Source organism: Mycobacterium asiaticum (genome assembly GCF_001668675.1).
Lineage (GTDB): Bacteria > Actinomycetota > Actinomycetes > Mycobacteriales > Mycobacteriaceae > Mycobacterium > Mycobacterium asiaticum_D.
This window is the reverse complement of record NZ_LZKQ01000115.1, coordinates 1-9,411: the sequence shown is the minus strand read 5'-3', so window position 1 is coordinate 9,411 and position 9,411 is coordinate 1. Positions and strand designations below refer to the sequence as shown.

The window sequence follows — 9,411 nt, the reverse complement described above, 5'->3', positions numbered from 1 at the left end:
GTGTCAGCCACGCCGTGGGCTGCCAATTTCCCCGCCCGTGTCGGACGAACGCAGCGCCCTGCGTGAATATCTGGCTTACCACCAGAGCGCCTACTTCGCGGTTTCCTACGGCCTCACCGACGAGCAGGCGCGCTCGACGCCATCGGTCAGCGCCCTGTCCATCGGCGGTCTGATCAAACACGCCACCGGTATGCAGCGCAGTTGGATGGCGCGGGTCGCAAGCGCACCGGACGCACCGCCCAGAGACAACCGGTCGTTCGACGAGATCGCCAAGGCACGCGCGGACGAGCACGTCATGCTGCCCGGTGAAACGTTGGACGGGCTGCTGCGAGCGTTCGCCAACCAGAATGCGGAAGCGCTGCAACTGGTCGAGGCGGTAAACCTCGACGCCCCGGTGCCGGTTCCGCACCACATCCCTTGGTTTCCGCAAGACATCGAAGCCTGGTCGGCGCGCTGGGTGATCCTGCACGTGATCAACGAATTGGCGCGGCATGCAGGGCACGCCGACATCATCCGGGAAAGCATCGATGGCGCGACCATGTACGAATTGATCGCCGGGCGGGAAAATTGGCAGCCCACGGCGTGGCTGACACCGTGGCAGCCCAGGTAAAACAGCTCACCCGGGGATTTCTGCGCGCTTATTCCGGTGCGTGAGCGCGGTCACGCAAATTGGGATCGAATTGGGAAACGACTGCTGCTATTTGGCACACTGCAGAAATGAGTTCCACTAAACATCGCGACGTGGCCAAGCTTGACCGGGTGCCGCTCCCGGTGGAAGCGGCCCGGGTAGCTGCCACCGGTTGGCAGGTCACCCGCACCGCCGCTCGGGTGGTGACCAACCTGCCGGGCAAAGGTTCCTGGCAACAGAAAATCATCAAGCAGATCCCCCAGACCTTCGCCGACCTGGGCCCGACCTATGTGAAATTCGGGCAGATCATCGCGTCCAGCCCCGGCGCCTTCGGTGAATCGCTGTCGCGCGAGTTCCGCGGCCTGCTGGACCGGGTGCCGCCGGCGGACACCGAGGAAGTGCACAAGCTGTTCGTCGAGGAGCTCGGTGACGAACCGGCGAACCTGTTCGCCAGCTTCGACGAGAAGCCGTTCGCGTCGGCGTCCATCGCGCAGGTGCACTACGCCACCCTGAAGACGGGCGAGGAGGTCGTGGTCAAGATCCAGCGGCCGGGTATCCGCCGCCGGGTCGCCGCCGACCTGCAGATCCTGCAGCGCTTCGCCCAGGCCGTCGAGCTGGCCAAGCTGGGCCGGCGGCTGTCCGCCCAGGACGTGGTCGCCGACTTCTCCGACAACTTGGCCGAGGAGCTGGACTTTCGCCTCGAGGCGCAGTCGATGGACGCCTGGGTCTCGCATCTGCACACGTCCCCGCTCGGCAAGAACATCCGGGTGCCGCAGGTGCACTGGAACTTCACCAGCGAGCGGGTGCTCACGATGGAACGGGTGCACGGCATCCGCATCGACGACGTCGCCGCCATCCGCAAGGCCGGCTTCGATGGCACCGAGTTGGTCAAGGCGTTGTTGTTCAGCGTGTTCGAGGGCGGGCTGCGGCACGGGTTGTTCCACGGCGACCTGCACGCGGGCAACCTCTACGTCGACACCGAAGGGCGCATCGTGTTCTTCGACTTCGGCATCATGGGCCGCATCGATCCGCGCACCCGCTGGCTGCTGCGTGAGCTGGTCTACGCGCTGCTGGTCAAGAAGGACCACGCCGCGGCGGGCAAGATCGTCGTGCTGATGGGCGCGGTCGGGACCGTGAAGCCCGAGGCTCAGGCCGCGAAGGACCTGGAGAAGTTCGCCACCCCGCTGACCATGCAGTCGCTCGGTGACATGTCCTACGCCGACATCGGCCGGCAACTGTCGGCGCTGGCCGACGCCTACGACGTGAAACTGCCCCGGGAATTGGTTTTGATCGGCAAGCAGTTCCTCTATGTCGAGCGGTACATGAAGCTGCTGGCCCCGAAATGGCAGATGATGTCTGACCCGCAGCTGACCGGGTACTTCGCCAACTTCATGGTGGAAGTGAGCCGCGAGCACCAATCAGACGTAGAGGTTTAAGTGGAAGTTCGAAGTGGCGTTGCCAAATCAGGTTCGGGCGATGTTGAGCTGTACTACGAGGACATGGGTGAGCTGAACCATCCGCCCGTGCTGCTCATCATGGGTCTGGGTGCCCAGATGCTGCTGTGGCGGACCGAGTTCTGCGAGCAGCTCGTCAGCCAGGGCCTGCGCGTCATCCGTTACGACAATCGCGATGTCGGGCTGTCGACCAAGACGCAGCGTTACCGGTCACCGCAGCCGCTGGTACTACGGCTGGCCCGATCCTGGCTCGGCCTGCCGAGCCCGGCGGCCTACACCCTGGAGGACCTGGCCGACGACGCGGCGGCGATCCTTGATCACCTCGACATCGACGACGCGCACATCGTCGGCGCCTCGATGGGCGGCATGATCGCGCAGGTGTTCGCGGCACGGTTCGCCGAACGAACCAAGACGCTCGGCATCATCTTTTCCAGCAACAATCACCGGTTCCTGCCCCCGCCCGCCCCGCGCGCGTTGCTGTCGCTGATCAAGGGTCCGCCGCCGAACGCTCCGCGCGAAGTGATCATCGACAACGCGGTTCGCGTCAGCAAGATCATCGGAAGTCCCGGTTACCCGACACCGGAGGAACAGATGCGGGCCGACGCGGCCGAGGCTTATGATCGAAACTTCCATCCGTGGGGCATTTCCCAGCAGTTCAGCGCCATATTGGGCAGTGGCAGCTTGCTGCAATACGATCGGCGCATCGCAGCGCCGACCGTCGTGATCCACGGCCGTGCCGATAAGTTGATGCGTCCCTTCGGCGGCCGCGCGGTGGCGCGGGCCATCGACGGCGCCCGACTGGTGCTGGTCGACGGCATGGGGCATGACCTGCCGAAACAGTTGTGGGATAAGGTAATCAGCGAACTCAGGAGCAACTTCGCCGCAGCCAGCAGCGCTCAACAATAGGTACGACAAGGCCTCCCTTATTCGGGCTGGCATTTGGGTTGGCACCGCCGCGCGCAATATGCGAAATTGCTACCGTTGACACTGGAGGTTTTCTGACATGGCCGACTTGAAGCCGTATTACGAAGAGTCGCAAGCGACATACGACATCTCCGACGACTTCTTTGCCTTGTTCTTGGATCCCAACATGGTCTACACCTGCGCCTACTTCGAGCGCGACGACATGACCCTGGAAGAAGCGCAACTGGCAAAGCTCGACTTGGCGCTGGGCAAGCTGAACCTCGAGCCGGGCATGACGCTGCTCGATGTCGGCTGCGGCTGGGGCGGCGCGGTGGTGCGCGCGTTGACGAAGTACGACGTGAACGTCATCGGCATCACGCTGAGCCGCCACCACTACGAGCGCAGCAAAGCGCGGCTGGCGGAGATCCCGACGTCCCGTCGCGCCGAGGCACGCCTGCAGGGCTGGGAAGAGTTCGACGAGAAGGTCGACCGGATCGTCAGCTTCGAGGCCTTTGACGCGTTCAAGAAGGAGCGCTGGCCGGTCTTCTTCGACCGCTCCTACGACATGCTGCCCGATGACGGCCGGATGCTGTTGCACAGCATCTTCACCCACGAGCAGACCTACTGGCGCGACCACGGCATCACCGTGACGATGAGCGATCTGCGGTTCTTCCGCTTCCTGGCCACCGAGATCTTCCCGGGCGGCGGCATGTGCGGCGAGGTCGACATCATCGACAACGCCAAGAACAGCGGATTCTCGGTCGACCAAATTCAATATCTGCAGCCGCATTACGCGCGGACTTTGGACATATGGGCGGCCAATCTCGAGGCGAATCGCGAAAAGGCGATCGAAATCCAGTCCCAAGAGGTCTACGACCGCTTCATGCGCTACCTGACCGGCTGCGCGGGCCTGTTCCGGAAGGGCCTTTCCAACGTCGCGCAATACACTCTGACGAAATAGCGCTGACCAGGCATTACGTCACCGCAATTTAGTGATGCAGCGCTGCATCAGATAGTCTGCCTCAGGCATGCGCGGGGGGGAATGCGAGACGTTTTCGGCATGCGACCGTGGGGCCTTTGTGGTCCGGAAAGGCAACACCGAACATGGCTGACAAGCTGAAGCCGCACTTCGACGACGTGCAGGCGCACTACGACCTGTCCGACGACTTCTTCCGGCTGTTCCTGGATCCCACCCAGACCTACAGCTGCGCGTATTTCGAGCGTGAGGACATGACGCTGGAAGAGGCGCAGATCGCCAAGATCGACCTGGCGCTGGGCAAGTTGGGTCTGCAGCCGGGCATGACGCTGCTGGACGTGGGCTGCGGCTGGGGTGCGACCATGCGCCGCGCCATCGAGAAGTACGACGTCAACGTCGTCGGGCTGACCCTGTCCAAGAACCAGGCCAACCACGTGCAGCAGACCTTCGACGCGATGGACACCCAGCGCAGCCGGCGGGTGCTGTTGGAGGGCTGGGAGCAGTTCGACGAGCCCGTCGACCGCATTGTCAGCATCGGCGCGTTCGAGCACTTCGGCTTCGACCGCTACGACGACTTCTTCGCGCTGGCCTACCGGGTGCTGCCCGACGACGGCGTCATGCTGCTGCACACGATCACCGCGTTGATCCCGGACCAGATGATCGAGCGCGGGATGCCGCTGACCTTCGAGATGGCCCGCTTCATCAAGTTCATCGTCACCGAGATCTTCCCCGGCGGCCGGCTGCCGTCGATCGAGAAGGTCGACGAGCACGCCACCAAAGCCGGCTTCCGCCTGACCCGTCGTCAGTCGCTGCAGGCCCACTACGCGCGCACGCTGGACCTGTGGGCCGAGGCCCTGCAGGCACGCCGCGACGAGGCCATCGAGATCCAGTCCGAAGAGGTCTACGAGCGCTACATGAAGTATCTGACCGGCTGCGCCGACGCGTTCCGGGTCGGCTACATCGACGTCAACCAGTTCACGCTGGAGAAGTAGCGCCCACCCGGCTGCACAAAGCCCCTCGCCTGCGACTTCAAATACGAAGGATGGGGCGCAGCACGTGTAGGGTGCCGGAGGTAGTCACCTCGCGGGGGGGTGAGCTGTCCTATTGGGAGGACACATGTCTGACAACCTAACTCGCGCCAGGAGCCGACGGGAAAACTATCAGGACGTCCAGGCCCACTACGACATCTCCGACGAGTTCTACGCCCTGTTCGTCGATCCCACCCGGACCTACAGCTGCGCGTACTTCGAGCGCGACGACATGACCCTGGAGGAAGCCCAGATCGCCAAGCTCGACCTGGCGCTGGGCAAGCTGGGCCTCGAGCCCGGGATGACCCTGCTCGACGTGGGCTGCGGTTGGGGCTCCACCATGAAGCGCGCGCTGGAGAAGTACGACGTCAACGTCATCGGGGTGACGCTGTCCAAGAACCAGCACGCCTATTGCCAGCAGCTGCTCGACCAGGTCGACACCAACCGCTCCCATCGGGTGCTGCTGAGCGACTGGGCCGAATTCGACGAGCCGGTGGACCGGGTCATCACCATCGAAGCGTTGGAGCATTTCGGGTTTCAGCGCTACGACGACTTCTTCAAGTTCGTCTACAACGCGCTGCCGCCCGACGGCGTATGGCTGTTGCACTCGATCACCGGCCTGACCGGTGGCCAGATCGTCGAGCGCGGCATGCCAGTGACCTTCGAGATGGCCCGCTTCATCAAGTTCATCGTTACCGAGATCTTCCCGGGCGGCCGGCTGCCATCGGTGGAAAAGGTCGAGCAGCACGCGACCAAGGCCGGCTTCACGCTAAGGCACCTCGAGTCCCTGCAGCTGCACTTCGCCCGAACCCTTGACCTCTGGGCTGACGCCCTCGCCGCCCACAAAGAAGAGGCCATCGCGATCCAATCCGAGGAGATCTACGAGCGGTACATGAAGTATCTGACCGGGTCCGCGGAGTCGTTCCGGATTGGCTACATCGATTGCCACCACTTCACGCTCACCAAGTAGACTTTGCTGCCGCAGCGTGTCTTACGGGTGCAGGCCTCACGCCGGTTGTGTGACATCGTGGGCTTTCGTAGGGCTGAACAGTCAAGCCGACGGTTTTGCATGCGTATGAGCTATGAACACCATTCAGGAGAACAAGACGACAATGGCTGAGAAACCGCCTAGCCCGACGAAGACTCGGACCAAGAGTTTCGAGTACATCCAGGCGCACTACGACGTCTCGGATGACTTCTTCGCCCTGTTCCAGGACCCGACGCGCACCTACAGCTGCGCCTACTTCGAACCGCCGGACCTGAGCCTCGAGGAAGCCCAGATCGCCAAGGTCGACCTGAACCTGGACCAGTTGGACCTCAAGCCGGGCATGACGCTGCTGGACATCGGCTGCGGCTGGGGCACCACCATGAAGCGCGCGGTCGAGAAGTACGACGTCAACGTTGTCGGCCTGACGCTGTCCAAGAACCAGCACGCCCGTTCCCAGCAGGTACTGGACGCCATCGACACCGACCGCTCCCGCCGGGTGCTGCTGCATGGCTGGGAGGACTTCAACGAGCCGGTCGACCGGATTGTGTCCATCGAGGCCTTCGAGCACTTCGGGCACGAGAACTACGACGACTTTTTCAAGCGTTGTTTCGACATCATGCCCGACGACGGCCGGATGACCGTCCAGAGCAGCGTGAGCTACCACCCCTACGACATGGCGGCCCGCGGCAAGCGGATCACCTTCGAGACGGTGCGGTTCATCAAGTTCATCGTCACCGAGATCTTCCCGGGCGGCCGGCTGCCGACCACCGGAATGATGGTCGAGCACGGCGAGAAGGCTGGTTTTGTTGTCCCCGAACCTGTTTCGTTGCGGTCGCACTACATCAAGACGCTGCACATCTGGGGCGACACGCTGGAATCCAACCGCGACAAGGCCATCGAGGTGACCTCGGTCGAGGTCTATGACCGCTACATGAAGTATCTGCGGGGGTGTGAGCACTACTTCACCGACGAGATGCTCGACGTCAGCCTGGTCACCTACCTGAAGCCGGGCGCCGTCAGCTAGTCGCCTGTCGTATCGGGGGTGCGTCGTTCGTCGGACAGGTAGAGAGTGGAGCACACGGGCTTCGCTCACTACCGGAGGTGACGACACATGCAGTACTTCGCGTTGTTGATCAGCAATGAGAGCGACCGCACGCCCGAGGACGGGCAGGCCGCCATGGCGGCGTTCCAGCGTTTCCACGCCGCGGCGGGCCCGGCGATCCGCGCCGGTGACGCGCTAGGGCCCGCGGCCGGCGCCGCACTCGTCACCGGCGGGCCGAAGGCGCCCGTCGTGACCGACGGCCCCTTCGCCGAGTCCGCCGAGGTGGCGTGCGGCTACTACGTCCTGGACGCGGAAAACCTGGACGAGGCGCTGGCATTGGCGCGCGATATCCCGGTCGCCGAATTCGGGGCTGTGGAGGTGTGGCCGATCTTCGGTTCCTTCGAGCCCGCCCGACGCGACGGCACCCACTGGCTGGCCCTGCTGCTCGAGCCGCCGTCGAAAACCGAGGCGCCCGGTACACCGGAATGGAATGCGGTGGCCGCACAGCACGGTGAATTCGCCGCCGCTGCCGGCGACCGCATCATCGGCGGGGCTGCCCTGCACCAACCGGCCACCGCGACCACGGTTCGGGTGCGCGACGGCGAGGTGCTGATCACCGACGGCCCGTACGCGGAAGGCGCCGAGGTGGCCAACGGCTTCTACGTGCTCGACGCGGGCGACCGCGACGAGGCCGTCAAGTACGCCTCGATGATTCCCGCCTCCACCGTCGAGGTGCGGCAACTCGCAGGGCTGTCCGGGCTGTAAAACACACCAGATGTCCACTCTGGACGGCGTTTTCCGGCGCGAATGGGGGTCGGCCGTCGCCGCGCTCGCGCGATGGTCGGGCGATCTGACCGTGGCCGAGGACGCCGTCCAGGAGGCCTGCGCCGAGGCGCTGCGGACCTGGCCCCGCGACGGCACCCCGGCGAACCCCGGCGGCTGGCTGGTGACCGTCGCGCGCAACCGCGCCAGGGACCGGTTACGTCGCGAGACAGTCCGTCCCGGAAAGGAATTGGCGGCCGTGATCGACCAAATTCGGGCCCGCACCGACGACACCGACCCGCATCCGGTGCGCGACGACGAACTCCGCATGATGTACACCTGCGCGCACCCCGCGTTGGACCGCGCTTCGCAACTGGCGCTCACCTTGCGGCTGGTATCCGGGCTGACCGTCGCCGAGATCGCTCGCGCGCTGCTGCAGTCCGACACTGCGGTGGCGCAGCGAATCACCCGGGCCAAGAACAAGATTCGGCATGCCAACATCCCGTTGCGGGTACCGCCCGCCGAGCTGCTGCCCGAGCGCACATCGCACGTGCTCGGTTGTATCTACTCGGTGTTCACCGAGGGCTACTGGTCCACGGCGGGCCCGTCGGCGATCCGCGACGAACTGTGCGACGAAGGCGTGCGGCTGGCCGGCGAGCTGTGCATCCTGCGGCCGGAGCCGGACACCCATGCGCTGGCGGCGCTGATCCTGCTGCACGATTCGCGACGGGCGTGCCGGGTGAACGGCGCCGGGGCGCTGGTCCCGCTCGACGAGCAGGACCGGCGGCGGTGGGACCGCAGCCACATCGAGCGTGGGCTCGCCCGGTTGCGTCAGGCGCAGGGATCGACCGGTCCCTATCTGCCACAGGCGGTGATCGCCGCCGTCCACGCCACCGCTCCGTCGTGGGAACAGACGGATTGGACCACGATCTGCGCAGCGTATGACCAACTCTTGCGGCTGACGGATTCGCCGGTGGTGCTGGCCAATCGCGCGCTCGCGGTCGGCTTCCGCGACGGGCCCGATGTCGGCCTGGCCGCGCTGGAGAAGGTGGCCCATGATCCGCGGCTGGTGCGTTCCAACCTCGTCGCGTCTGTGCGCGCCGACCTGTTACGGCGGGCCGGACGACTCACCGAGGCGGCCGACTGGTATCGAAAGGCGTTAGAGGCCAACGGTTCTGAACCGGGGCGCGAGTTCCTGCGCCGCCGCCTCACCGAATGCGGCGGGTAACTGTCCCCCGGCGAGCAGACGCGAAAGCTCCGGACACGCCGTGCAAAAAGGGGCTTATGCGTCTGCTCGCGCAGGGAAACCTGCGCCGCTTCCTACGCCTCCGAATCCGATGGTCGGCTCCGTTCGCGGCGCGCTACGCGCCGCTTCCTACGCCTCCGAAGCGAAGTTGCGGGTGATGGACGGGTCCACCGGAATGCCCGGGCCCGTCGTCGTCGACACGGTCACCTTCTTCAGGTAGCGGCCCTTGGACGACGACGGCTTGTGCCGCAGCACCTCGTCCAGCGCGGCACCGTAGTTCTCGGCCAGCTTCTTCTCGTCGAAGGACGCCTTGCCGATCACGAAGTGCAGGTTGGCCTGCTTGTCGACGCGGAAGTTGATCTTGCCGCCCTTGATGTCGGCGAC

At 64.8% G+C, this 9,411-nt stretch carries 9 protein-coding genes and 1 pseudogene; 9 read left to right on the top strand and 1 reads right to left on the bottom strand.

Annotation, left to right across the window (positions count from 1 at the left end; all coding sequences use genetic code 11):
• Nucleotides 1–37: 37 nt before the first annotated feature.
• The 9 genes from A9X01_RS10075 to A9X01_RS10035 all read left to right on the top strand — a co-directional run bounded on the left by A9X01_RS10075 (nt 38) and on the right by A9X01_RS10035 (nt 9,009).
• On the top strand, nt 38–610 hold the full coding sequence (locus A9X01_RS10075; RefSeq protein ID WP_065120620.1) for a DinB family protein: 573 nt from the start codon (nt 38–40) through the stop codon (nt 608–610).
• A 107-nt stretch (nt 611–717) separates the two neighbouring features.
• Nucleotides 718–2,064: an ABC1 kinase family protein gene (locus A9X01_RS10070; RefSeq protein ID WP_065120619.1), complete on the top strand. Its 1,347-nt coding sequence runs from the start codon at nt 718–720 to the stop codon at nt 2,062–2,064.
• Nucleotides 2,065–2,988, top strand: coding sequence for an alpha/beta fold hydrolase (locus A9X01_RS10065; RefSeq protein ID WP_065120618.1), 924 nt, complete (start codon nt 2,065–2,067; stop codon nt 2,986–2,988).
• 97 nt (nt 2,989–3,085) lie between these two features.
• The gene (locus A9X01_RS10060) at nt 3,086–3,946 is read left to right on the top strand and encodes a cyclopropane mycolic acid synthase family methyltransferase (protein ID WP_065120617.1); all 861 of its coding nucleotides are present in this window, start codon (nt 3,086–3,088) and stop codon (nt 3,944–3,946) included.
• 143 nt (nt 3,947–4,089) lie between these two features.
• Nucleotides 4,090–4,953 carry a cyclopropane mycolic acid synthase family methyltransferase gene (locus A9X01_RS10055; protein ID WP_065120616.1) on the top strand — a complete coding sequence of 288 codons (864 nt, stop codon included), beginning with the start codon at nt 4,090–4,092 and terminating at the stop codon, nt 4,951–4,953.
• Between the two features lie 124 nt (nt 4,954–5,077).
• The gene (locus tag A9X01_RS10050) at nt 5,078–5,959 is read left to right on the top strand and encodes a cyclopropane mycolic acid synthase family methyltransferase (RefSeq protein WP_065120615.1); all 882 of its coding nucleotides are present in this window, start codon (nt 5,078–5,080) and stop codon (nt 5,957–5,959) included.
• Nucleotides 5,960–6,071: 112 nt separating this feature from the next.
• Complete coding sequence (gene mmaA4 / locus A9X01_RS10045; protein ID WP_436405253.1) at nt 6,072–7,001, top strand: hydroxymycolate synthase MmaA4; 930 nt, start codon at nt 6,072–6,074, stop codon at nt 6,999–7,001.
• Between the two features lie 87 nt (nt 7,002–7,088).
• The gene (locus A9X01_RS10040; RefSeq protein ID WP_065120614.1) at nt 7,089–7,784 is read left to right on the top strand and encodes a YciI family protein; all 696 of its coding nucleotides are present in this window, start codon (nt 7,089–7,091) and stop codon (nt 7,782–7,784) included.
• A gap of 10 nt (nt 7,785–7,794) precedes the next feature.
• Nucleotides 7,795–9,009, top strand: a complete 1,215-nt coding sequence (locus A9X01_RS10035; RefSeq protein ID WP_065120613.1) for an RNA polymerase sigma factor — start codon at nt 7,795–7,797, stop codon at nt 9,007–9,009.
• A 147-nt stretch (nt 9,010–9,156) separates the two neighbouring features.
• On the opposite strand, the pseudogene A9X01_RS10030 reads toward A9X01_RS10035, so the two are convergent.
• A pseudogene (locus tag A9X01_RS10030) lies at nt 9,157–9,411 on the bottom strand (50S ribosomal protein L1); the annotation flags it as partial.

What these genes read in the sequence shown, in the direction of transcription:
- A9X01_RS10070 (WP_065120619.1), top strand. Translation starts at nt 718, where the DNA reads ATGAGTTCCACTAAACATCGCGACGTGGCCAAGCTTGACCGGGTGCCG.
- A9X01_RS10060 (WP_065120617.1), top strand. Translation starts at nt 3,086, where the DNA reads ATGGCCGACTTGAAGCCGTATTACGAAGAGTCGCAAGCGACATACGAC.
- A9X01_RS10055 (WP_065120616.1), top strand. Translation starts at nt 4,090, where the DNA reads ATGGCTGACAAGCTGAAGCCGCACTTCGACGACGTGCAGGCGCACTAC.
- A9X01_RS10050 (WP_065120615.1), top strand. Translation starts at nt 5,078, where the DNA reads ATGTCTGACAACCTAACTCGCGCCAGGAGCCGACGGGAAAACTATCAG.
- mmaA4 (WP_436405253.1), top strand. Translation starts at nt 6,072, where the DNA reads ATGAACACCATTCAGGAGAACAAGACGACAATGGCTGAGAAACCGCCT.
- A9X01_RS10040 (WP_065120614.1), top strand. Translation starts at nt 7,089, where the DNA reads ATGCAGTACTTCGCGTTGTTGATCAGCAATGAGAGCGACCGCACGCCC.
- A9X01_RS10035 (WP_065120613.1), top strand. Translation starts at nt 7,795, where the DNA reads ATGTCCACTCTGGACGGCGTTTTCCGGCGCGAATGGGGGTCGGCCGTC.